This is a genomic window from Kitasatospora sp. NPDC053057 (genome assembly GCF_044546945.1).
In the GTDB taxonomy this organism is placed as follows: Bacteria; Actinomycetota; Actinomycetes; order Streptomycetales; family Streptomycetaceae; genus Kitasatospora.
The window spans coordinates 1-23,907 of sequence record NZ_JBITZP010000043.1 but is presented as its reverse complement, the minus strand read 5'-3'; the positions used below and the strand labels follow the sequence as shown (position 1 = coordinate 23,907).

17 protein-coding genes are annotated in these 23,907 nt (G+C 73.1%); 9 read left to right on the top strand and 8 right to left on the bottom strand.

Annotation, left to right across the window (positions count from 1 at the left end; genetic code table 11):
* Positions 1–24 precede the first annotated feature (24 nt).
* The gene (locus tag ACIG5E_RS32040; protein WP_396539399.1) at positions 25–1,026 is read left to right on the top strand and encodes a GlxA family transcriptional regulator; all 1,002 of its coding nucleotides are present in this window, start codon (positions 25–27) and stop codon (positions 1,024–1,026) included.
* On the opposite strand, the gene ACIG5E_RS32035 is transcribed toward ACIG5E_RS32040, so the two are convergent.
* Positions 1,001–2,476: a sensor histidine kinase gene (locus tag ACIG5E_RS32035; protein WP_396539397.1), complete on the bottom strand. Its 1,476-nt coding sequence runs from the start codon at positions 2,474–2,476 to the stop codon at positions 1,001–1,003. The genes ACIG5E_RS32040 and ACIG5E_RS32035 overlap by 26 nt on opposite strands.
* Positions 2,473–3,189 carry a response regulator transcription factor gene (locus ACIG5E_RS32030; protein ID WP_396539395.1) on the bottom strand — a complete coding sequence of 239 codons (717 nt, stop codon included), beginning with the start codon at positions 3,187–3,189 and terminating at the stop codon, positions 2,473–2,475. The genes ACIG5E_RS32035 and ACIG5E_RS32030 overlap by 4 nt, the downstream gene beginning before the upstream one ends.
* 231 nt (positions 3,190–3,420) lie before the next feature.
* Here ACIG5E_RS32030 and ACIG5E_RS32025 point away from each other — a divergent pair, with 231 nt between their 5' ends.
* The 4 genes from ACIG5E_RS32025 (at position 3,421) to ACIG5E_RS32010 (ending at position 7,229) form a co-directional block, all read left to right on the top strand.
* The gene (locus ACIG5E_RS32025; RefSeq protein WP_396539393.1) at positions 3,421–4,788 is read left to right on the top strand and encodes a ferric reductase-like transmembrane domain-containing protein; all 1,368 of its coding nucleotides are present in this window, start codon (positions 3,421–3,423) and stop codon (positions 4,786–4,788) included.
* Positions 4,789–4,848: 60 nt separating this feature from the next.
* Positions 4,849–5,355 carry an FMN-binding protein gene (locus ACIG5E_RS32020; protein WP_396539391.1) on the top strand — a complete coding sequence of 169 codons (507 nt, stop codon included), beginning with the start codon at positions 4,849–4,851 and terminating at the stop codon, positions 5,353–5,355.
* Positions 5,356–5,386: 31 nt separating this feature from the next.
* Positions 5,387–6,142 carry an FAD:protein FMN transferase gene (locus ACIG5E_RS32015; protein ID WP_396539482.1) on the top strand — a complete coding sequence of 252 codons (756 nt, stop codon included), beginning with the start codon at positions 5,387–5,389 and terminating at the stop codon, positions 6,140–6,142.
* 148 nt (positions 6,143–6,290) lie between these two features.
* Positions 6,291–7,229, top strand: coding sequence for an SAM-dependent methyltransferase (locus ACIG5E_RS32010; protein WP_396539389.1), 939 nt, complete (start codon positions 6,291–6,293; stop codon positions 7,227–7,229).
* A gap of 16 nt (positions 7,230–7,245) precedes the next feature.
* Here ACIG5E_RS32010 and ACIG5E_RS32005 read toward each other — a convergent pair whose 3' ends face one another.
* From ACIG5E_RS32005 to ACIG5E_RS31980, 6 genes are all read right to left on the bottom strand, one after another.
* Positions 7,246–13,137, bottom strand: coding sequence for an SAV_2336 N-terminal domain-related protein (locus tag ACIG5E_RS32005; RefSeq protein ID WP_396539386.1), 5,892 nt, complete (start codon positions 13,135–13,137; stop codon positions 7,246–7,248).
* A gap of 11 nt (positions 13,138–13,148) precedes the next feature.
* Positions 13,149–14,270 (bottom strand): AAA family ATPase, encoded by a 1,122-nt coding sequence (locus ACIG5E_RS32000; protein ID WP_396539384.1) that lies wholly within the window; start codon positions 14,268–14,270, stop codon positions 13,149–13,151.
* A gap of 5 nt (positions 14,271–14,275) precedes the next feature.
* Positions 14,276–15,805: a hypothetical protein gene (locus tag ACIG5E_RS31995; protein ID WP_396539382.1), complete on the bottom strand. Its 1,530-nt coding sequence runs from the start codon at positions 15,803–15,805 to the stop codon at positions 14,276–14,278.
* Complete coding sequence (locus ACIG5E_RS31990; protein WP_396539380.1) at positions 15,802–16,797, bottom strand: trypsin-like peptidase domain-containing protein; 996 nt, start codon at positions 16,795–16,797, stop codon at positions 15,802–15,804. Before ACIG5E_RS31990 ends, ACIG5E_RS31995 begins: the two co-directional genes overlap by 4 nt.
* The gene (locus tag ACIG5E_RS31985) at positions 16,794–17,276 is read right to left on the bottom strand and encodes a CU044_2847 family protein (RefSeq protein WP_396539378.1); all 483 of its coding nucleotides are present in this window, start codon (positions 17,274–17,276) and stop codon (positions 16,794–16,796) included. The genes ACIG5E_RS31990 and ACIG5E_RS31985 overlap by 4 nt, the downstream gene beginning before the upstream one ends.
* A 69-nt stretch (positions 17,277–17,345) precedes the next feature.
* A complete protein-coding gene (locus ACIG5E_RS31980; protein WP_396539376.1) occupies positions 17,346–17,867 on the bottom strand; it encodes a helicase-related protein in 522 nt (173 codons plus the stop codon).
* A gap of 103 nt (positions 17,868–17,970) precedes the next feature.
* Between ACIG5E_RS31980 and ACIG5E_RS31975 the strand changes: the two genes are divergently transcribed.
* The 4 genes from ACIG5E_RS31975 (at position 17,971) to ACIG5E_RS31960 (ending at position 23,714) form a co-directional block, all read left to right on the top strand.
* A complete protein-coding gene (locus tag ACIG5E_RS31975; RefSeq protein ID WP_396539375.1) occupies positions 17,971–19,251 on the top strand; it encodes an extracellular solute-binding protein in 1,281 nt (426 codons plus the stop codon).
* An 11-nt stretch (positions 19,252–19,262) separates the two neighbouring features.
* The gene (locus ACIG5E_RS31970; RefSeq protein WP_396539374.1) at positions 19,263–20,165 is read left to right on the top strand and encodes a carbohydrate ABC transporter permease; all 903 of its coding nucleotides are present in this window, start codon (positions 19,263–19,265) and stop codon (positions 20,163–20,165) included.
* Positions 20,162–20,998 (top strand): carbohydrate ABC transporter permease, encoded by an 837-nt coding sequence (locus ACIG5E_RS31965; RefSeq protein WP_396539372.1) that lies wholly within the window; start codon positions 20,162–20,164, stop codon positions 20,996–20,998. The genes ACIG5E_RS31970 and ACIG5E_RS31965 overlap by 4 nt, the downstream gene beginning before the upstream one ends.
* Positions 20,999–21,512: 514 nt before the next feature.
* A complete protein-coding gene (locus tag ACIG5E_RS31960) occupies positions 21,513–23,714 on the top strand; it encodes a TIM-barrel domain-containing protein (RefSeq protein ID WP_396539480.1) in 2,202 nt (733 codons plus the stop codon).
* Positions 23,715–23,907 lie beyond the last annotated feature (193 nt).

Genomic DNA, 23,907 nt, shown 5'->3' with positions numbered 1-23,907 from the left:
ATTCCGACATCGAGAGGGCGGAACATGGAGCAGCGGCTGATCGTCATCGTCCTGTTCGAGGGCGTCGACCTGCTGGACGTCACCGGACCGCCGGAGGTGTTCTCGCTGGTCCGGCGGGAGACCGCCGACGCGACCGGCTACCGGGTGGTGCTGGCCGCCGCGACCATCGAGCCGGTCACCACCGCTGCCGGGGTGCGGATCCTGCCCGACCTCACCTTCGACCAGGCCGCCGCCGCGGGCGGCATCGACACCCTGCTGGTGCCCGGGGCCGTGGAGGTCGACAACGGACGGGTCCAGGCGCTCACCGACCCGGCGGTGGTCGACCACGTCCGCACCCTGGCCGCCCGGGCCCGCCGGGTCGCCTCGGTCTGCGTCGGCGCCCACCTGCTGGCGGCCGCCGGGCTGCTGGACGGCAAGCGGGCCACCACCCACTGGTCGACCGCGGGCCAACTCGCCGCCGAGTACCCGCAGATCGAGGTGGACGCCGACCCGATCTTCATCCGCGAGGGAGAGGTGTGGACGGGTGCGGGCATCAGCGCCTGCCTGGACCTCTCGCTCGCGCTGGTCGCCGAGGACTTCGGCGAGGAGTTCGCCCTGCGGGTCGCCCGGCAGCTGGTGATGTACCTCAAACGCCCCAGCGGCCAGAGCCAGTTCAGCGTCCCGCTGGAGCCCGTCTCCACCACCCGGCGGATCGAGGAGCTGCGCCACCACATCCTTCGCAACCTCTCCGACCGGCTCACCGTGCCGGACCTCGCCGCCCACACGCACGTCAGCGAACGGCAGTTGGTGCGGATCTTCAAGACCGAGCTGGGCACCACCCCGAGCGCCTACATCGAGTCGGCCCGGGTCGAACTCGCCCGCCACCGGCTGGAGTCCGGCGACGACACCCTTGAACGCATCGCCACCGCCTGCGGGTTCGGCACCACGGACACCCTGGTGCGCGCCTTCCGCCGACGGCTGGACACCACGCCGACGGACTACCGCCGGCGGTTCCGCACGGTCACGCCCCCGCCAGCCGGACGGTGAACGAGGTACGGCCGGGCCGGCTGGCCGCCTCGACCGTGCCGCCGTGCGCCTGGACCACGGCCCGGACGATGGCCAGGCCCAGCCCGGTCGAGCCGGTGGCCCGGGAGCGGGCGCGGTCCCCCCGGACGAAGCGCTCGAAGACCCGCTCCAGCAGCTCCGCCGGAATCCCGGGGCCCTCGTCGGTGACACTCAACTCCACCCGACCGGAAGCGAGTTCGAGGCGCAGCTCGACCGCCGTACCGGCCGGGGTGTGGGTGCGGGCGTTGGCCAGCAGGTTGGCCACCACCTGGCTCAGCCGGTGCTCGTCCCCGCGCACCAGCACCGGCTCCTCCGGCAGCACCAGGCGCCAGCGGTGGTCCGGGCCCGCCGCCCGGGCGTCGGCCACGGCGCCCAGCACGATCCGGGTGAGGTCCACCTCGTCCTCGGCCAGCGGGCGGCCGGCGTCCAGCCGGGCGAGCAGCAGCAGGTCCTCGACGATCGCGCCCATCCGCAGCGCCTCGGCGTCGATCCGCTCCAGCGAGTGCCGCACCTCGCCGGGCACCTCGCCCGGGTGGCGCAGCGCCAGCTCGGCGTGGCCGCGGACGGCCGCCACCGGGGTGCGCAGCTCGTGGCTGGCGTCGGCGGCGAAGCCGCGCAGCCGCTCCTCCACCGCGTGCCGGCGGGCCAGCGCGTCGCCGACGTGGCCGAGCATCCGGTTGAGCGCCGCGCCGACCCGGCCGACCTCGGTGCGCGGATCGTCGTCCGGCACCCGCTCGGCGAGCATCACCTCGCCGCTGGCCAGCGGCAGCGCGCTCACCCGCTCGGCCATGCCGACCACCCGCCGCAGCGGGCGCAGCGAGAAGCCGACCCAGACCGCCCCGGCGGCGCCGGCCGCGGCGACGGCGATCGCGAAGACCGTCAGCTCCAGGGTCTCCAGCCGCTCCACGGTGTCCTCGGCGGGCCGCACCGGCAGCCCGCTGACCAGCACGTCGCCGTCCCGCCCGGCCACCGCCCGGACCCGGTAGTGGCCCAGCGTGCCGCCGAGGTCGAGGGTGCGGGCCGGGCCGCCGACCGGCAGGGCGGCCAGGGCGCGCTGCCGGTCGGGCGGGAAGGAGACCCGGTCGTCCTCGTCATCGGGGTAGTTCACGTCGTCGGCGTCCCCGTCGACCACCCCGGCGGCGGTCACCCGCCCGCCCAGCAGCCGCACACCCAGGGTGCCGGGGGTCTGCGCCCGGGTGTCCGGGCCGGCACCGGCGCCGGTGTGCTCCAGGCTGGCGGCGTAGCGGCCGCCGGTCTCGGCGAGCTGCTGGTCGAGCCGGTCGACCAGGAAGTGGCGCAGGGCGGCGGCGGTGGCGAAGCCGACGGCGGCGCAGGTGACCACCAGCAGCACCAGCAGGCCGGCGATCAGGCGGGCGCGCAGGGTGCGGGGGAACAGCCTCTTCAGGAGGTTCGCTGGGTTCGGGAGGCTCACTGCGCCGCCTTGATCAGGTAGCCCGCGCCGCGCACGGTGTGGATCATCGGGCTGCGGCCGGCGTCCAGCTTCTTGCGCAGGTAGCTGATGTACAGCTCTACGATGTGCGCCTGCCCGCCGAAGTCGTACGACCAGACCGCGTCCAGGATCTGCGCCTTGCTGAGCACCTGCCGGGGGTGGCGCATCAGGTGGGCGAGCAGCGCGTACTCGGTCGGGCTGAGCTCGATGGTCTCGCCGTCGCGGGTCACCTCGCGGGCCCGGTCGTCGAGGACGAGGTCGCCGAGCACCAGGGCGTGCGCGGGCGGCCGGGCCGGGCCGGCCGACGGGGCGGCCCGGCGCAGCAGCCCGCGCAGCCGGACCACCACCTCGGCCAGGCTGAACGGCTTGGTCACGTAGTCGTCGCCGCCCGCCGCGATGCCCGCGATCCGCTCCTCGACGGCGTCCCGGGCGGTCAGGAAGAGCACCCGCACCTCGGGCTGCTCGGCGTGCACCCGGCGCAGCACTTCCAGGCCGTCGAGGTCGGGCAGCATGACGTCGAGCACGACGGCGTGCGGGCGCCAGTGCGCCGCCTCCCGGACGGCCTCCAGGCCGGAGGTCGCGCCGCGCGCCTGCCAGCCCTCGTAGCGGACGGCGCCGCAGACCACCTCCACCAGGTCCGGTTCGTCGTCGACGACCAGGACGCGCCAGTCGGGGCGGCCGTCGGTGTCGTCCATGGTGCTCCCTCGGTTCGGCGGTGGCCGACGCTCATTCTGGCCTGCCGCGATGAGAAACCCGTGAGATCGCCGGATCTGGTTCGTGAACCAGTGCATCGGTGCTGACCTGCGGTGATGATGCTCCAGGAGGGCACCGGGCCGGCCTTCCTCAGAGGTGACTCAGAGCTTGCGGTGCGATCGTGGACCGCCCGGCGGGGCCGCGCCGCCGCCGGGAGCTGAGGAGGTTCCCCGATGACCACTGCCACCGCACCGAAGTCCCGGCCGGCGTCCGCCGGCCCGCGCCACCGGGCAGCGGCCCGCCCGCCGCTCGCCCTGCCCCCGAACGCGGCGCTCGGCCTGATCATCGCCGGGGCGCTCGGCGTGCTCGGGCTGTGGTGGGTGAACACGGCCTCCGTGGTCGGCGCGGCCGGGTGGCTGACCGGCGCCGGACGGATCACCGGGCTGCTCGCCGGGTACGCCGCGCCGGTGCTGCTCCTGCTGATGGCCCGGCTGCCGCCGGTGGAGCGCGGGGTCGGCGCCGACCGGCTGGCCCGCTGGCACGCGTACGGCGGCCGCTGGCTGGTCGCCCTGGTCTCGGTGCACATGCTGACCGTCAGCTGGGGCTACGCGCTCACCGACGGGCGCGGGCTGGTCGGCGAGGGCGTGGAGATCGTCTTCCACTACCCCGAGATGCTCAAGGCCTCCCTGGGCACCCTGCTGATGCTCGGCACCGGCCTGGTCTCCGCCCGGGCGGCACGCCGCCGGCTCTCCTACGAGACCTGGTACTACCTCCACCTGGCGACCTACCTCGCCGTGGCGCTCGCCTTCGCCCACCAGCTGGCCACCGGCGCCGACCTCGGCGGCGGACCCGGCCAGGCCGCCTGGTACGCGCTCTACTTCGGCACGGCGGCGCTGCTCGGCTGGTTCCGGCTGCTGTGGCCGTGGCTGCTTGACCGGCGGCACGGCCTGCGGGTGGCCGAGGTGCGGCCGGAGGGCCCCGGCGTGGTGTCACTGTTCCTGTCCGGCCGGCGGCTGGACGAACTCCGCGCCGAGCCGGGCCAGTTCTTCCGCCTGCAGTTCCAGGCGCCCGGGCTGCGCTGGGCCGCCAACCCGTACTCGCTGTCCGCGCCGCCGCGCCCGGACTTCCTCCGCTTCACCGTCAAGGACCTCGGTGGGCACAGCGCCGCCGTCGCCGCCCTGCGGCCGGGCACCCGGGTGCGGGCCGAGGGGCCGTACGGGGCGTTCACCGGGCGGCGGCAACGGCAGCGCCGGGTGCTGCTGCTCGGGGTGGGCGTGGGGATCACGCCGCTGCGGGCGCTGTTCGAGACCCTGCCGGGCGAGGTCACGCTGGTGCAGCGGGCGCGGCGCGCGGAGGACGTGCTGTTCAAGGCCGAGCTGGCCGAGGTCGCCCGGCAGCGCGGCGCGGTGGTGCACGAGCTGCTCGGCTCGCGGGAGCAGGTCGGGGACCTCGGCGCGGCGCTCGCACGGCTGGTGCCGGGACTGGCCGAGCACGAGGTGTACCTGTGCGGGCCCGAGGCCGTCGCCGAGGAGGCCGTGCGCGCGCTGCGGGCGGCCGGGGTGCGGGCGGGGCGCATCCACCGTGAGTCCTTCGTCTTCTGAACCCGTCTTCTGAGCCCGTTCCACGCCTGCACGTATCCGTTCCGGAGGAGTTGTCCTGCCATGCGCCGAGCCGTCGTCACCAGTGCCGCCACCGCTGCCGGGGTGGTGCTGCTGCTCTCGCTCAAACCGCACGAGGCGACCGGGTCCGCGCCCGTGATCAGCTCCGGGACGGGGGCGGGGGCGGGATCCAGCTCCGGGTCCGGGTCCGGGTCCGGCTCCGGAACCACCGGCGCCGCCGACGCCTCGCCGGCCCCGTCCGCCTCCCCCGCACCCGCCTCCGGTGGCGGCGCCACCCGGAAGGTCAGCGGCGACACCGTGAACACCCGGTACGGCCCGGTGCAGGTGCAGGTCACCCTCGCCGGCGGCCGGATCACCACCGTCGACGTGGTCAAGTACCCGACCCAGGACCGCCGGGACCGCGAGATCAACGCCGACGCCCTGCCCGTGCTCAACCAGGAGGCGATCTCCGCGCAGAACGCCCAGATCGACGCGGTCAGCGGCGCCACCTACACCAGCGACGGCTACATCCGCTCGCTGCAGAGCGCCCTCGACCGGGCGAAGAGCTGAGGCCCCGGTGCTGCGGCACGCCGAGCCCGTGATGGGTACCGTCTTCTCGATCGCCGTCCGCGACCCCGGGCCGGGCACCCCCGAGGCGGTACGGCGGATCGCCGAACGGCTGCACCGGATCGACGCGGTGTTCTCCACCTACCGGCCGGACAGCGACATCAGCCGGCTCGGGCGCGGCGAACTCGCCCTGGACGACTGCGATCCCGAGGTGCGCACCGTGCTCGCCACCTGCCGCGAGGTGGCGGCCGAGACCGACGGCTACTTCACCGAACGACCCGGCGGCCGGCTCGATCCCAGCGGCTGGGTCAAGGGCTGGGCGATCGAGGAGGCCGCCCGACTGCTGCGCGCCGCCGGCGCCCGGCAGTTCTGCGTCAACGGCGGCGGGGACGTGCAGACCTCCGGCGGACCGTGGCGGATCGGCATCGCCCACCCCGGCAAGCCGGGCCTGCTCGCCGCCGTACTGGCCGGCAGCGGCTTCGCCGTCGCCACCTCCGGCACGGCCGAACGCGGCGCCCACATCCTCGACCCCCACACCGGCCGCCCGGCGGACGGCCTGGCCTCGCTCACCCTGGCCGGCGCCCCGGGCACCGGCATCGCCCGCACCGACGCCTGGGCGACCGCCGCCTTCGCGATGGGCCCCGACCGCGCACTGGCCTGGGTGGCGCGGCAGCCGGGGGTGGAGGCGCTCGCCGTGCTGCCGGACGGGACCAAGCGCTGGACGGCCGGACTGCCCGGCCACCTCCCGCCCTCCGGGCCCGCCGACTGGCAGCCGACCGCCGCATACTGATCCGCTGGCGCCAACTCTGCTACCGCCACGCCGAGTTCACTCCATCGGGTGAACCCCGGCGATCATGACGCGCTCACCTCCGCACAGTGGCAGATAGTGGGGAACCGATCGGGCACGGACCGCCCGTCCCCCAGCAGCAGGAGCGCGCATGAGTGCCGGCGTGACGGAGAACCTTGGCGTGACCGAAGGCGTGACCGAGGGCGCGACCGAAGGCGTGACCGAGGGCGTGGAGCTCACCACCCTGCTGGTCGCCGCCGCCCGGGCGATCGAGACCCACCGCCCCGACGCCCTCGCCCGGGACCGGTACGCAGAGCACTTCGTCCGTGCCGCCCCCGCCGGTGCGCACTGGCCCGTCCACCCCCGCGACGTCCCCGACGGCGAGGCCGACCCCCTGTGGGGGCGGCTCGGCCGCTACTTCGCCCTGCGGACACGGGCGTTCGACGACCAGCTGCTGCGGGCCGTCCAGCTCGGCGCCCGGCAGGTCGTCCTGCTCGGGGCCGGACTCGACGCACGGGCCCACCGGCTGGACTGGCCCGGCGACTGCACCCTCTACGAGGTCGACCGGTCCGAGGTGTTCGCGTTCAAGCAGCGCGTACTGGACGGTCTCGACACCGGAACCGGTGAGCAGCGCACCGCGCACCGGGTGACCGTCGAGGCGGACTTCCGCACCGACTGGGCCGGGGCACTGACCGCCGCCGGATTCCGCCCGGACCTCCCGACCGCCTGGCTCGCCGAAGGCCTGCTGCTCCACCTGCCCGGCACGGCGGAACGCGAACTCTTCGCCGCCGTCGACCGGTTCAGCGCACCCGGCTCCACGCTGGCCTACGAGGCCAAGCTCGGCCCCGAGTCCGCGGCGGTCCGCGACAACCCCGTCTACACCGCGACCCTCGAACGGACCGGCATCGACCTGCCCGCCCTCCTCGACGCCGACCCCCGCCCCGACACTCCCGCCGACCTCACCGCACGCGGCTGGTCCACCAACGTCCACACACCCTTCGAGTTCACCCGCCACTACGGCCGCGGCCCACTCCCCGAACCCGACGACGCCCTCGCCGCCAACCGCTGGGTCTTCGCCGTCCGCCCCTGAGGCCCTACCCGGAAGATCATCCGCCGTTTCGGGTGGGCAGCCAGCCGGTCTGCATCGGTGTTCCGGACGGATGGTCGGGGGTCACCTGAATTCCCTGGCCCGGGGGCAGGTGCTGGGACACCCCGCGGCCCAGCAGGAGGCCCTCCTGCTGCCCGTCCCCGGATAGCAGTACGCCGTGGACGCCCAGGTCGCACACCGCTTGGAGGAAGGGGTCGGTGACACTGGCCCGACCGGCGCCCTCGGAGCGGCGGGCGACGATCACGCGCAGGCCCAGTTCCCTGGCCTGCGGCAGGAATTCGACGAGAGAGGCGAGGGGGTCCTCCCCGTTCGTGGCGATGAGGTCGAGGTCGTCCACGATGAGGAAGATGTCCTTGTGCCGCCGCCGGCTCGGCGCGGTCTGCTGGGTGCCCGGCGTTCGGCTGGTGGCGGCGACGCGCAGGATTCGCGCCAGGGTGTCCAGGTCCGGTGCGCTCGGCGCGTAGTGGATGAGGTACTCGGGCGGTACCTCGTCGAGCAACGTGCGGCGGAAGTCGGCTACCAGGAAGCCCACTTGGTCCGACGTGTACCGCTCAGTGAGCTGCTTGACCAGCAGTCGGAGCAGCGCGGTCTTCCCGGACCCTTCATCGCCGAACACGGCGAACAGCGGATCGGTGTCGAAGTCGGCGAAAACCGGGGCCTGTTGGACGGTGTCCAGCCCGATCGCCACGCCCTGCGGTGCATTGCCGCGCGGGAGGCGGTCGGCGTCCACCACGGCGGGCGCGGCCGTTCCGCCCCGCGGCACGATGAGCGCCTCGGCCCAGCCGGGCATGCGGAGTTCGAGGTCGTTTGCCTGGATCATTTCGTACAGCCTCGTCACCACCGGCCCCGGTCCGACGGCGAGCTCCTCCCGCAGCCGCGCCCGGAGCCGGCCGTAGACCTCCAGCGCCTCGACCCGTTGCCCGCAGCGGTGGAGGGCGAGCATCAGCAGGGCGCACAGCCGCTGGTGCAACGGACTCTCGGCGACCAGCAGTTCGAGTTCCGTCACGAACTCCAGGTGCCGTCCGAGCGCCAGCCCGGTGGCGTACAGATCCTCGACGGCGGCCATCCGCCGCTCGTTGAGCCGGGTGCGCTCCCCGGAGGCGTACGGCCCTGGAACACCATCCAGCGCCGGTCCCTCCCAGAGGTCGAGCGCGGATCGCAGCATCGCGTGACCCGCGGACAGGTCACCGCCCTGCTGCGCCTGTACGGCCGCGGCGAGCCGCTCCTCGAAGACGGCCACGTCGACCGAGCCCGGGTCGACGTTCAGCCGGAAGCCGTCACTCACCGATTGGATGACCTCACCCGCGCCCCGCGGCTGGGTCCGGTCCCCGAGGACGGACCGCAGCCGGAAGACGTAGGTGCGCAGCGAAGCCTCCGCCTGGGGCGGGGGCTGATCGCCCCAGACGGCGTTGACCAGGCTCGCCGTCGACACGGGTTCCGGGGCGTGCAGGAGGAGGGCCGCGAGGACCGCCTGTTGCTGCGGTGTACCGAGCATAAAAAGTGGCTGGTCGTCCCGCCAGACCCGCAGCGGGCCGAGCAGCGAGTAGCGCAGCCGGGATCGTACGGGCCCGGCCAACTCCACTGCCCGTTCGTACAGTTCGTTGAGACGGAGTCGTTCCAGCTCCGCCGAGGGCCCGGGCAGGTCCACCAGCGGCGCGCCCTGCCAGTGGGCGAGCGCCTCCTCGGCATGCTGTCGGGCCGCGGCCGGGTCGGCGGCCGACCGGGCCCACTCGGCACGCTCGACGGCCCGCTCGAAGAGGGCGACGTCGATCTGCTCGGAGGCGACGGTCATCAGCCAGGTGCGACCGTCCGACAGCTCCACGAGCGCCACCCGGGAGGCCGTGGTCGAGTTGAGCACGCGCTGCAGCTCCTGCACGTGGAACCACACCGCGTCGAGTTCCTCGGCGGCGGCCGTGTGCTGCGGCCGTACCGCCTCGATCAGGACCTCGGCCCGGACCGGACGGCCGCGGTACTTCAGCAGCGCGGCGAGCACCGCTCGCCGCTCCAGGGGCCCGAGGTCCACCAGCTCGTCCCCCCGCCAGGCACGCACCTCCCCCAACAGCGTGAACCTGAGCGGGAGTTCCGGACTGCGGTCGGGCTGCCGCAGAGCTCCGGACTCGGCGATCCGCCGGGCCACCTCGGCCGCGGAGGACGGCCGCCGGCGCGGGTCCGGGTGCAGCAGGTCGAGGACGAGCCCGTGCAGGGGCTCGGGCATGCCGGTCTCATGGAGCACGTTGCCGAGGGCGTAGAGGTCTCCGGCCGGGTCGACCGGAACGGCCGGCCCGCCGAGGTGGATCCCGAAGTCGCAGAGGGCCGGGCTGCCGTCCGGGCGGATGAGGATGTTGGCGGGCTCGATCCGGCCGTGCGCGATCCCCTGACCGTGCAGGTACTCGAGCGCCTCGGCCACGCCGTGGGCGATCGCTGCGGCCTCGTACGCGGGCGGCGGTCCCGCGTCGAGCAGGCCCCTCAGGTCGGGTCCGTCGACGAACTCGAAGACCAGGTAGAGGCGTTCGGCGTCGACGCCCGCGGCGTGGCAGGCGACGATGCATGGGTGGTCCAGCTCGGCGAGCCTGGCGGCCTGCTCCAGGAACGCATCCGCATCCACGGCGGCCGCGAGACGGCTCACATCGACGGTCTTGACCGCGACGACGACGGCGTCCCGTTCGTCCCTGGCCCGCCACACCTCGCTCTGCCGCCCCTGGGCGATCCGCTCGACCGGGCGGTAGCGCTGGGCGATCAACGGCTGTTCGCTCTCCCGCCGCTGGTCGCTGCGCCAGCGGCCCTCGAACTCCCAGATGTGGACGTGGGTGTCCCGGTCACCGATCGACGCGAGCACGCAGCGGTTCTCGTCGCCGGTGATGCCGACGATCGTCCTCGCCCGGCCGGGGTCGACCACGGCGGCGGCCAAGAACTCGACGGTCGAGGGGTCGTCGGGCTGCCAACGGTGCAGCCGTCCGGTCGGGTCGACCCCGATCAGGAGCGACCGGCCGTCCGGGTCCCGGAGCACGGTCATCGCCCAGGAACGGTGGTCGCCGGTCAGGCCCGGCAACTCCTCGACCAGGGCACCGACATAGTTCCACAGACGCATCCGGCCGTGGACGTCCGCTGTCCAGAGGCACGGGTACCCGTCCGTGTCCACGAAGGGCGCCATCGCCACCAGCGGCTCGGGGAAGCCTCGCTGGCTCGACACGAAGGAGCCGTCCCGGATGTCCCAATAGTGGAATCCACCACCGGAATCCGCAGTGCAGAGGACGGTCGTCCCCCGGTCGTTGACCTCGGCCATGGCCACGATCTCGGAGACGGCATCCTCGATGGCAAGCGCGGGCCCCGCTTCCTGCCCGGTCGTCACGTCGATGTAGCGAATCAGGCGGTCCACTCCGTAGACGGCGAGGAGAACGGGACCTTCGGGGTCCCGCACCGCTGCCATTGCCAGGCCCGGGCTGGGCAGCCGGAAGCTCCGGACGGTCGAGAAGGAGTCCCCCGACCCGGCCGGCCCGGTCAGGACGGCCAGCTGGGCGTCCAGCTGCCAGGTCGCCAGTTCGTCCGGGCGCCGAGGCATCCGGTCGAGCAGGTATTGGAACTCCTGGGCGTGCTCTATCTGCTGGTAGGCGTCGCCAAGGCGGTGGCGGATCTCCTCGCGAAGCTCGGTCTCGGTGAGGAAGCCGAGGGTGACGGTCGGCGCATCGGCGAGGAAGCGGATGCCCTCGCGTGAGTCGGTGGTGACGATCAGGCAGCCGGACGCGGAGGCGGCCAACTCGGCGAGCTCGCGGCGATATCCGGTGCTCGGCCGCAGAGCGTCCACGACGATCAGCCAGGTCGGGTGGTCGCCGAGAACCTCCCCTAGCGGGGTGTGACGCTCCGCTCCGAGGGCGGCCCGCAGACGCTCGAAGCCGTTGCCCAGCGCATCGGCGGTCCGCCCATCGATCCAGTGGACGAAAGAGTGACGGTCGCCGTGACGCTGGATGTACTCCTGGACGAGGCGGCGCCTGCCCATCCCCGGGGCGGCCTCGATCACCACCAATCGGCCCCGTGGATCCGGTTCGCAAATATGATCGAGCACCTGCAGCTCGTTGTGCCGCCCGATCATGCGCGGCGGGTCCGGCGGGCTCACGACGGGCGGCGCCGGGGTGAGCAGCTCCCTCCGGATCGCCGGGCGGCCACTCACCACGCTCCCCAAGTTCCGCGCGAGCGAGGCGTGTTGACCGCCCGCGCCCGCCAGCACCGTTGCCGCGACCTCCGCGAAGGGCCGGCTGCGCTCCGGCAGCCGGTGCCGCGTCCGCCCGGTGGAGGCCGCCAGGGCGCGGAAGTCGAGCGTCCCGCCGAAGGTCGCCGCGACCCGCCCCGAGACCTTGGCGAGCACCTGCTCCAGCACCCGTACCGATTCGGTCCGGGTGAGTTCCCCCAGCAGTTCCTCCCGTACGCCGTCGACGAAGTCGTACACCACCTCGTCCGGGTCGGCGGCCTTCGCCCGTACCTCGATCAGCCCGGACAGGAACAGCTCCGCCAGCTCCCGCTGCCCCGACTCCGGCACGGTCGCCCGCTGGACCAGCCGCATCACCGGCAGGCTCAGCGGCGCCGCCGCCAGGTGGCAGGCGAGCCGGTACGCGTTGGGCGAGCTGCCGGCCCGGAAGGCGGCGACCCGGTCGGCGGCGGGGCGCGGGGCGGCGGCCCGGGCGCGCGGGCGCGGCGGGCGCGGGACTCCGCTGAGCGGCGCGGCGAGCAGAGGTGTCCAGCCGGCCGTACGGCCCGCGGTGAGGTCGGCCCAGGGGGCGAGCCAGTCGGCGTCGATCTCCAGGACCGGCAGCCAGCGCACCGCGGCCCGGGCCGCTGCTCCGGCGCTGCCGCGGGGGATGCCGGGCAGGGCGGTGTCGGTGCGCAGGACGGGGGCCGGCCGGCCGTGGGTGGCGGCCCGGCCTTCGACCGGGGCGGCGCGCAGGGCGGTGCGGTGCCAGAGGCGGCGGGGCAGCACCTGGAGGGCGGCGGCGGGGCCGGTGGTGGCGGCACGGGCGAGGAAGGGCACCAGTTCGTCGCCGTACCAGGCCGGGCCGACGCCGTCGGTGAGGACGAGCAGGATGCGGCGCCCGTGCGGGTCGGCGAGCGGGCGGGACCAGTTCCGGTCGGGGGCGGCGGGTGGTGGTGCGGGGGTGCGGCGGCGGCGGAAGGAGGTGAGGTGCGGGGTGTCCCGGTCGGTGTCGAGGGACCAGCTGCGCACCTCCTCGAAGGCGCCGTGGCGTTCCAGCAGGGTGGCGAGTTCGCCGGCCAGGTCGTGCCAGACGGCCATGGTGGCACCGGTGTCGACCAGCAGGTCGACCGCGTACCGGGGCTTGGCCCGCTGCCAGACCGGCAGCAGCACGCCGGCTTCGGCGGTCGCCGCCGCCGTGGCCTCCTCGTCGAGGTGCAACGGCCGGTGGCCGACCGGGCGTTGGGTGAGCGGCCGGCGCAGCGGGCGCAGGGCGCGGGCGATGGCCAGGGCGCCGGGCAGGGCGGTGGGCCGGGTGACCTGGACGACCTCGGCGCCGCGGGCGACGGGCCCCGGCCGCTCGGTGCCGGACGGGGCGCAGCGGGGGTGCAGTTCGACCGTGGGGTCGGGCTGCGGGGGCGTGGGGGTGGGCGGTTCGGTCGCACCCGGTCGGCTCTGCCCGGTGCGCTGGTGCGGCTCGGCGATGTTGAGTTCCGAGGCCAGGGGCTGCGGCGGGGGCGAGGCCTGGTCGGCAGCCGCCTCGTGAGAGCCGTCGGACAGGGGTGCGAGGCCGGCCAGCCGGGAGATCCACAGCACGTCGGCCAGGTCCTGGGGGTACGGCTGCTCGCCCTCGGGCGCGACGAGCGCGGCCAGCGCCTGGCGCAGCACGGACCGCGCCGCCGCCTTCCCCTCCGTACCGAAGGTGCCCACCGGCCGCCGCCTCAGCTCTCGTTGAGCGGGCGCAGCAGGGCGTCGTGGATGACCCCGCGCCCGGATCCGCTGCCCCACAGCCCGCGTTCGGCCATCAGCAGGGCGTTGAGCAGTTGGTCGTTGGCCAGGTCGGCGCCGTCCTCGCGCTGGCGGCGCAGGAACTCGGTGATGAGTTCGGCGCGCTGGGTGCCGTCCGCCGAGTGGTCCGCGCCCAGGTGGGCGGCGACCATCGCGGCCAGCCGCTCCTCGGTGGGCGGCTGGATCTCCAGCCGGACGCAGCGGCGCAGCAGTGCCGAGGGGAACTCCCGCTCGCCGTTGCTGGTGAGGACGACCAGCGGGAAGTGGGCGCAGCGCACGTGGCCGCCGCGGACGATCGCCCGCCGGCCGGGGTCGGCGGTGGCGACCTCCTGGGGGCCGGGGCCGAGGCGCTGGAGTTCCGGGATCTCGAACTCGCCCTCCTCGAAGACGTTCAGGAGGTCGTTGGGCAGGTCGATGTCGCTCTTGTCGATCTCGTCGATGAGGACGACTCGGGGTGTGCGCCAGGGCAGCAGTGCGGTGCCCAGCGGGCCGAGGCGCAGGAACTGGCCGATGGCGGGCGGCTGCCGGTCGCCCGCCGGGTCGCCGTCGTGCCGGGGGGCGCGCAGGCCGGCCTCGTGGAGCCGGCCGATGGCGTCGTAGGTGTAGAGGCCGTCGCGCAGGGCGGAGCGGCTGCTGATGGGCCAGCGCAGGACGGGGCCGAGTCCCAGTTCGTGGGCGACGGCGTAGGCGAGGGTGGACTTGCCGACGCCGGGCTTGCCGGTGATCAGCAGCGGGCGGCGCAGGTGGAGGGCCAGGTTGACGAGGTGGATCTCGCGCTCGTCGGCCTGGTAGGCGGTGGCCTGCCGGGTGCGGCCGAGCCGGCGGGTGGTCAGGCCGGTGGCGTCGTCGGCCGGGGGCGTCGGCAATTCCTCGTCGATGTCGACCCAGTCGCCGAAGGAGCGCCAGGCCGGGGCCGGCGGGAGGGCGGCGATGGCGTCGTGGGGCACGCCGGTGCCCCGGTAGATCCACCAGTTCTCGGGCATCGCCACCGCCTGCTCCTCGTCATTACGGTCATGGAAATTGCGGTCGTCGAAGTCGCGGTCGTCGGGAACCATTCGCCTTACACCATCCCCGGAAACCCGGCGTCCTGGTCCGGATCCACGCAGTTCGGGTCGTCCCAGAACAGGGTGATGCCGTCCTGGGTCTCCGCCGCCCGGGTCACCTTGCGGTGCCGGTGGACGGCCTCGGGTAGCTGGGCCAGTGAGCGCGGGCGGTCGCGGCGCAGGGCCTCGACCAGGTCCGTCGGGGCGCCGGGGGCCCGGCGCCACAGCATGGCCGGGACGCCGTCGAACACCATGGCGTCGAGCACGGCCGTGCGCACCCGGGGGTCGAGTTCGTCGTACGGGGTGTCGAGGCCGAGGCAGGCCAGGGTGGGCCGGCCGTCGAGCCAGCCGGGCAGGTCGGCGGCCCGTTCGGGGTGCAGGGGCGGCCAGCCGATCCGGTCGACGGCCTCGCATTCCATCGTCTCGGCGAACAGGTGCTCCCACCGTTCGTACCAGTCGGGCGTCTGCAGCCACGGGTTGATGTAGCGGTCCAGGGAGCGGACCACGACCGGGTGCAGCAGTCCGAGCCGGTATCCGCCGGGGGTCGGGGACCAGAGTTCGGCGCTGTGGCCGAGCAGCGCCTTGGGCAGCAGGAACTCGATCCGCACCGGGCTGCGCTTGCTCCTGGCCATCTCGGTGAACAGCGCCTGCCAGCCGGCCAGTCGGGCGCTGCCTCCGGTGACGAGGTCCTCCTTGGCGAGGGAGTCGCCGGCGGCCAGGTCGTTGAGGCGTTCGATCGGGCCGCCGGCCAGGGGCTGCCGGTAGTAGGAGGCCCGCAGGTGGTAGCGGCTCGCCTCGATGTGCTCCGGTGTCTCCGGGTCCAGCCGGATCTGCACGATGAGGCGGCCGACAACCTCCTCCCGGGGTGCCGGGCGGGCGACCGCGATGCTACTCAACAGCGCTCCCAGCTCCGCGAGTTGGGGGTACTGGAGGGACAGCTCCGGATCCCGCACAAGGCCGTCCAGGAAGGTCAGCGCGTAGCCGGCGTCGGGGCCGCCGAAGTGGTCCAGCAGCCGGCCGAGGATCTCCGGCAGGGTCGTGCGCTCGTCGATCCGGTTCCGGCCCGGGGCGCGCGGGGGCACGTGGGCGAGGAGCCGGTGCGGGCCGGGCGAGGGCGTCAGCGCGCGCAGCAGGCCGATGACGCGCAGCAGGACGTCGGCGGGCAGGCCGGTCTCGGCGGTCAGGGCCAGCACGGCCAGCTCCAGCCAGGGCAGCGCCCCGTCGTACGGGTCGTGGGCCCGGAGCGCCTCGCCGAGCGAGCCGAGTACGGCGCGGGGGTCGCGGGCGCAGCGGATGCTCCGCAGGATCTCCCGGACGTGTTCGCGCGCGGTGTCGGCCTCCTTGACGTCGAGGTGGAACAGCCGGGAGGACGGGGTGCGGCCCATCGTCTCCAGGACGCCCTGCCGGAACTCCCGCCGGGAGATCGCCTGGAAGTCGAACAGGATCTCGGCCAGCAGGTCTTCGGCCGCCTCGATCGGGGTCGCGGCGCGCTCCCCCGGCTCGACGTCGGCCCGCGGCGACCAGCCGCCGTACACCCCTCCGCTCATCGCCCGTACCTGCTCCCCCGACCGTCCGCAACCGGTCCGCCCGTCGCCGCCCCGCCCGTCGCCCGTTCCACGAGGGACCGGACTCGGTCCAACGCGCCGTCGTACGGGGCGAGTTCCTCCAGCGCCGTGTACAGCGCGCACAGGGCCGCCGACGCGTCGCGGTGGGAGCGGCAGCGGCGCACGATGCGGAACAGGTGGTCGCGGCGGTCGGAGCGCTCCTCGACCTCGAAGGAGTGCGGCAGGCCGAGGTGTTCGCCCATCCGCTCCAGCAGGTCGAACCGCCCGTCGGCGCGCGCGGTGTACGGGACGGCCATCAGCGCGGCCACCAAGTCGGCGTCGCCGGGCGGCGGTTCAGGCGCCGGTTCGAACCCGGCGGCCGGGAGCAGCGGGCCGAGGAAGGCGATCAGGGCCGCGCGCGGAACGTACCAGCCGCCCAGGTCCTGCTTGTACGAGCGACTGCCCTTGAGCACGCCGCGCACCAGCCCGTCCGGCCCGACCAGCATGCTGCCGCTGAAGCCGGGCTGCACGAAGCCGCTGACGCCGACGAACTCCCCGGAACGGCCGACGACTTGGAGCGCGACGGTGTCGGCGTTGACCCCTGGCGAGGGGGTGGCCTCGGAGTAGCCGAGGGCGGTCAGCCAGGTGCCCGGCTCGGCCTCGTCGCCCGCCGGCGGGGCGACGGGGTGGCCGGTCCCGGCCACCGCCGGGACGTCGAGCAGCGCGAGGTCGGGGAACGCCTCGAACCGGCCGTCGCCCGCGGTGTCGGGCTCGGCCCGGACCGCCTCGGGCAGCACAGGGTAGGTGCTCGACTCGTGCCGGACGACCAGCCCTTCGGCCACGCCGCGCCTGTCGAGCACGACGTGCGCACAGGTGACCGCAAGCCCCGGGGCGACCAGGAAGCCGCTGCCCCGGAAGCCGCTCGCCGCCTCGATCCGCACGGCGCACCGGTGCAGCGCCTCGGCGCGGGCACGATCGAGATGCGGGCCGGTCACTCCGCGGCGGCGGGGTCGGTGGCCGCACCGCCCTCGGCGCCGCCTCCGCCCGCCGTGCCGTTCGCCGTGCCGCCCGCGCGTTCCCGCCGGGCCGCGAGGTCCCAGGAGAGCTTGACGGTCAGACCGGCCTCGCTCCCGGCCTCCGCGATGATGCCGAGCAACTGCCCGGACTTCACGGCCAGTTTGAGCCCGAACTCGACCTCGAAGGAGTCCGGCGCCCCGGACTCGCCCTGGGCGATCGTCTCCGCCGCCCAGCGCCCGATGCCCTGCACCGTGCCGCGCACCTGGTCCAGCGACAGCGCCACCGCGGAGCCCACCCGGGCGGCCCGGTCCCGCAGCGCCACGTCCCCGAAGTCGTCCTCGTCCCCGCCCGTCTCGAAGCCGACCTCGCCGATGACCTCGGCCCGCACCGTGGTGCCGTCCCCCAGGTCGATCGTCTGCACCGTCACGTCCCCGGCCACGCCGTTCCCCTCCCGCACGTCCGCCCCTCCTGCGCGCGCCACAATACCGCGAGGCCCGCGACACTCACCGTTACGGGGTCGGACACCTCAGGCACTCCTCCCGGCCGCCAGGCGCAACTGCTCCTCCTCCACGATCCGCACCGCCAGCGACTGCTCCGAGACGTCGACCGCGTCGGGCGTGGACTCCGCCACCTCGCTGCGGCGCGCGTACGCGTCGAACAGCCGGTGCTTCGCCCGCAGGATGTCCAGCATCCGCTGGTCGACGCTGTCGGTGGCCAGCAGCCGGTGCACCTGCACCCGCCGCACCTGGCCCATCCGGTGCGCCCGGCCGACGGCCTGGGCCTCCATGGCGGGCTTCACCTGCGGCTCGCACAGGATGACCACCGAGGCGGCCTGGATGTTCAGGCCAACACCCCCGGCCTGGATCCGGCTCAGCAGGAAACGCAAGACCGTTCGGAATGCGCCAGATGACCAGGTTCGGGTCCAAGACTCACTCCTGCTCCACGACGGCCGCGAGGAAGCCGGCTTTGAGCGTTTCTGCGCAGAGCGCCTCCCGGAGGGCCGAAGAGGGGCCGCATTCTTGCTCAGTACTGCGCCCACGATTGACATGAACCGCCCGAAGCATCAAGCTGCTCTTTCGAAACTGCTCAAAACCAGCGTTCTTCAAGCATCTTGCATCATCGATCAAGCACGCACGAAGGCGGTAACTGCGGTGGACAAACGTGTGCTGGCCCTCGTCTCGGCGTGCGCCCTCGGTGCGCTCGCCCTCACCTCCTGCGGCAGCGGCGGCAGCGGTGGCGGCGGCGGGACCGACGCGGACGGCAAGGTGACCCTGAAACTGGTCGCCGCCGACTACGGCGACAAGGAGTCCAACAGCTCGAAGGCCTACTGGAACAAGCTCGCCACCGCGTTTACCACGGCCAACCCGGACATCAAGGTCGACGTCCAGGTGGTGAACTGGAACGACATCGACAAGCAGGTCAAGACGATGATCCAGAGCGGCAACGTGCCGGACGTCCTGCAGACCGGCGGCTACGCCGACAAGGTCGCCGACGACCTGCTCTACAAGGCGGAGGACGTGCTGTCCCCCGGCACCCGCGCCGACCTGATCGACAGCTTCGCCAAGGCCGGACAGGTCAAGGGCGTGCAGTACGGCATACCGTTCGTCTCCTCGGCCCGCGCCCTGTTCTACAACAAGGCCCTGTTCCAGCAGGCCGGCATCACCCAACCGCCCACCAGCTGGGAGGAGTTGCGCAAGGACGCCGAACAGCTCAAGGCCAAGGTGCCGGGCGTGACGCCGTATGCGCTGCCGCTCGGCCCGGAGGAAGCCCAGGGCGAGAGCATGATCTGGGAGCTCGGCAACGACGGCGGGCCCACCGGCAAGGACGGCGCGTACGCCCTGAACAGCCAGGCGAACATCGACACCTTCCGCTGGCTCAAGACCGACCTGGTGGACCCCGGGCTGACCTACGCCAACCCGGCCACCACCGACCGCAAGACCGCGTTCGCCGACTTCGCGGCCGGCAAGGCGGCCATGCTCAACGGCCACCCCTCGCTGATCCAGATGGCCCAGGACGGCAAGGTCGACTACGGCGTGGCGCCGATCCCCGGCAAGGCCGGCCCGCTGACCTCCACCCTCGGCGTCGCGGACTGGATGATGGCCTTCAAGAAGAACGGCCACCGCGACCAGATCCGGAAGTTCCTCGACTTCGCGTACGCCAAGGACAACCAGCTCGCCTTCGACGAGACCTACAACCTGATGCCGGTCACCCAGAGCGTGCTGCACGAGCTGACCAGCAGCGGCAAGCACAAGGACCTCGAACCGTTCTTCGCCCTGCTGCCGCACGCCGTGTTCTACCCGCTCGGCGACACCACCTGGGACGCGGTCTCCGCCGAGCTCAAGAAGTCCGTCGGCAGCGCCGTCTCGGGCGACCCGGCCAAGGTGCTGGGCGACCTGCAGAAGAAGGCCCAGGACGCCGTCGCGAACAAGTGACGGCCGAACCGATGGTGACCCCCAACTCCCCCGCACGAAAGGGCCGTCGGCCGGGCCGGCTCGGCCCGCTGCCGTGGATCGCCCCGGCCGTGCTGCTGATCCTCGCCGTCGTGCTGTGGCCGGTGTACGAGATGGTCCGCACCTCGTTCCTGCGGGTCAGCACCAGCGGCTTCGTACGCGGCTCGGCCGGGTTGGACAAGTACCGCAAGCTCTTCGGCGAGGCCGACCTCGGCCATGTGCTGCTCGCCACGGTGGCCTGGACCGCCGCCGTGGTCGCCCTGACGATGCTGCTCTCGCTCGGCCTGGCCCAGCTGTTCAACCAGCGCTTCCCCGGCCGTCGTTACGCCCGCTGGGCGCTGATCGCCCCGTGGGCGGCCTCGGTCCTGATGACCTCGATCGGCTTCCGCTGGATGCTCGACCGGACGGCGGGCGTGCTCAACACCGCGCTGACCGACCTCGGCCTGGTCGACGGCCCCCGGGACTGGCTCGGCGCCCCCTCAACGGCCTGGCCCTGGATGGTGTTCGTCGCGGTCTTCGTCTCCCTGCCGTTCACCACCTACACCCTGCTGGCCGGCCTGCAGACCGTCCCCGCTGAGGTGTACGAGGCGGCCAGGGTGGACGGCGCCTCCCCCTGGCAGGCCTACCGGCGGATCACCCTGCCGCTGCTGCGACCGGCCTTCCTGGTCGGCCTGGTGATCAACCTGATCAACGTCTTCAACTCCTTCCCCGTCATCTGGGGCATGACCCAGGGCGGCCCGAGCAGCGACACGGCGACCAGCACGGTGTTCATGTACCAGCTGAAGGACACCGACATCGGGGAGTCCGCGGCGATGTCGGTGGTCAACTTCGCCCTCGTGGTGCTGATGGTCCTGGCCTTCCTGAAGGTCAGCCGCTGGAATCAGGAGCAAAGTTGACGAAGCGTCCGACGCGATGGATCGCACCGCGCACCCTGGCCCTCGCGGGGGCGGCCTGGCTGCTGGCGGCGGTCTTCCTGTTCCCGTACCTGGAGATGGTCGTCACCGCGCTGCGCCCGGCCGACGAGCTGCGCGACGCGACCTACCTGCCGCGGCACTTCGCCTGGTCCAACTTCACCGGCGTCTGGCGCGACTCAACCCTCGGCGGCAACCTGCGGGTCACCCTGCTGGTCGCCGGCGGCTCCACCCTGCTGGCGCTGCTGGTCGCGCTGCCCGCCGCGTACTACACCGCCCGGGTCCGCTACCGAGGCCGCCGGCTGTTCCTGCTGCTGGTCCTGGTCACCCAGATGTTCCAGCCGACATCCCTGCTGGTGGGCCTCTACCGCGAGTTCTACCAACTGGACATGCTCAACTCGGTCTGGACGCTGATCCTCTGCAACGCCGCCTTCAACCTGGCCTTCGCCGTCTGGATCCTCACGGCGTACATCTCCTCGATCCCGGTGGAGCTGGAGGAGGCCGCGATGCTGGACGGCCTCGGCCGGCTCGGGGCGCTGCGCCGGGTGGTGCTGCCGCTGGCCCTGCCGGGCGTGGTCACCGCGGTGATCTTCACCTTCATCTCCGCCTGGAACGAGTTCGTGATGGGCCTGACCCTGTCCACCGACCCGGGCAGCCAGCCGCTCACCGTCGGCATCAACAGCTTCATCGGCAACTACACCGTCCAGTGGAACTACCTGTTCGCCGGCTCGGTCGTCGCGATCGTGCCGGTGGTGGTGCTGTTCGCCCTGATCGAGCGGCACGTCGTCTCCGGACTGACCGCCGGATCGGTCAAATGACCGCGCCTGTAGACAGGTTGAGCCACTCACCCCGCGAGTCGACAGGAGAACCCCCGTGCGCCTGCTCCGACCCCACCTCCGAAGGGCCGCCCTCGCTGCAGCCCTGACCAGCCTCGCCGCCCTGGCCGGCCCCGCCCTGCCGGCCCGCGCCGCCACCCCCGCCTCCGCCGTCCTGGACGGCAGCCACCAGAACGTCAGCTGGCAGAGCCCCGTCTACGCCAAGGGCACCCTCGGCGGCCCCACCTCCTGCCCCGCCGCCGCCCAGGACCCGGACGGCACGGTCTGCGCCCGCTTCGACCTCACGGTGAACGTCCCGAACGGCTACTGGGACGACAACCCGGAGGGCGGCGTCCCGATCTCGATCCAATGGCAGAACCCCACCGACGACTTCGACCTCTACGTCTACGACGCCAACGGCAAGGAGGTCGCCGAGAGCGCCGGCACCGCCGACCCCGAGGCCACCGTGATCCCGAAGGCCTCCGGCACGTACCACGTCCTGGTTGTCCCGTACGACGTGCACGGCGGCTCCTTCACCGGCCGCGCCTACCTCCCCCAGACCACCGACGCGGGCGACCTCACCTCCTTCAGCGGCGGCGGCGGCAGCTACGACATCGCCGCGGGCACCCTCAAGGCCAAGGTCGACTTCCTCGCCGACGACCAACTGCGCCTGCGCGCCGCCCCGGACGGCGTCATCGCCGACCCGGCGGGCAGCAGCATCATCCGGCAACAGCCCGAACTCCAGCCCCACACCTCCACCTTCGACGCCGGCGACTACTACGGCGTCCGCTCCGGCCACCTGGTGCTGCGGGTCTACAAGCACCCCCTGCGGTTCGGCCTCTACCAGGCGGACGACCGCACCGCCATCTGGCAGGAGGACGCCCCGCTGCGCTGGTCCACCAGCGGCCTGCGGCAGAGCCTGGTCCGCGGCGCCGACGAGCAGTTCTTCGGCGGCGGCGAGCAGAACGGCAGCTTCTCCCACCGCGACCAGACCGTCCACGTCGCCAACAACACCAACTGGAACGAGGGCGGCTACAACAACTCCCAGCCGTTCTACGTCTCCAGCGCCGGCTACGGCGTCTTCCGCAACACCTTCGCCCCGGGCATCTACGACTTCGGCTCCCCGGTGCGCACCGGACAGCAGGAACGCCGCCTGGACGCCTACTACTTCACCGGCGACGTCAAGTCCGTGATCGGCGAGTACACCGCGCTGGTCGGCAAGCCCTTCATGCCGCCGGTCTACGGCCTGGAGCCCGGTGACTCCGACTGCTACCTGCACAACGCCAACCGCGGCGAACGCCACACCACCGACGCGCTCAAGGTCGCCGACGGCTACGGGCAGAACCAGATGCCGCTCGGCTGGATGCTGGTCAACGACGGCTACGGCTGCGGCTACGAGAACCTCCCGCAGACCGGTGAGGGCCTGCGCAAGGACCACGCCCAGCTCGGCCTCTGGACCCAGAACGGCCTGCCCAACCAGGCCGAGGAGGTCAAGGCCGGGGTCAGGGTTCGCAAGCTCGACGTCGCCTGGGTCGGCAACGGCTACGGCTTCGCACTCAACGCCTGCGACCAGGCGAAGGCCGGCATCGAGGACAACAGCGACGCCCGCGGCTTCGTCTGGCTGCCGGTCTCCTGGGCCGGCGCCCAGCGCTGCGGCGTGCTCTGGAGCGGCGACCAGAGCCTGTCCTGGGACTACATCCGCTGGCAGATCCCCACCTACGCCGGCGCCACCATGTCCGGCATCGCCTACGACACCGGCGACGTCGGCTCGATCTTCCGCCGCGACCCCAAGATGTACACCCGCGACCTGCAGTGGAAGGCCTTCCTGCCGACCATCATGACCATGGACGGCTGGGCCAGGGACATGTCCGGCAAGCAGCAGCGCGACCAGCAGCCCTGGCTGGACGGCGAGCCCTACACCTCGATCAACCGCAAGTACCTGCAGCTCAAGGAGCGGCTGCTGCCGTACATGTACACCCTGTCCGCCGAGGCCACCCGCACGGGCATCGGCGCGGTGCGCCCGCTCGCCCTGGAGTACCCGGACGACCCGGCGGCCCTCGGGCCGAACGCCAAGTACGAGTTCCTGGCCGGGCCGGACTTCCTGGTCGCCCCCGTCTACTCCGACACCTCGGTGCGCGACGGCATCTACCTGCCCGAGGGCACCTGGACGGACTACTGGACCGGACGCACCTACCAGGGCCCCACCACGATCAACGGCTACTCCGCCCCGCTCGACACCCTGCCGCTGTTCGTCAAGGGCGGCGCGATCGTCCCGATGTGGCCCCAGGGCACGCTGTCCTGGGAGAACCGCGACCGCGGCGAACTCGACTACGACCTCTACCCCCAGGGCGACTCCTCCTACACCCTCTACGAGGACGACGGCGTCACCCGGCAGTACGCGGCGGGCTCCTCGGCCACCCAGCAGGTGGAGGTCCGCGCGAACGGGCCGGTCACCACGGTCAAGGTCGGTGCCAGTGAGGGGAGTTACACCGGCAAGCCGGACTCCCGGTCGTACCGCTTCACCGTGCACGGCCAGTCCGCCCCGCGACGGGTCGTCACCCAGGGCGGCCCGCTGCCCCGACTGGACTCGGCCGCCGCGCTCGACTCCGCCGCCTCAGGCTGGTACTTCGACGAGGCCACGGGCGTGACCCACGTCAAGACCGCGCCCGTCTCCACCGACGAGGACTTCTCCCTCCACCTGATCCACGGAGGCCACTGACCCCACCCGCCCCCACGCGGCTCCGTCCCGCCCGGGCCGTCCTCGCCGGGCGGGACGGGGCCATCCTTCTCGGGGTTTCCTGGTGAAAACGCGAAGAGCCCCCATCCGGAATCCGGATGGGGGTTCTTCTGAATGATTGTTCGGCGGCGTCCTACTCTCCCACAGGGTCCCCCCTGCAGTACCATCGGCGCTG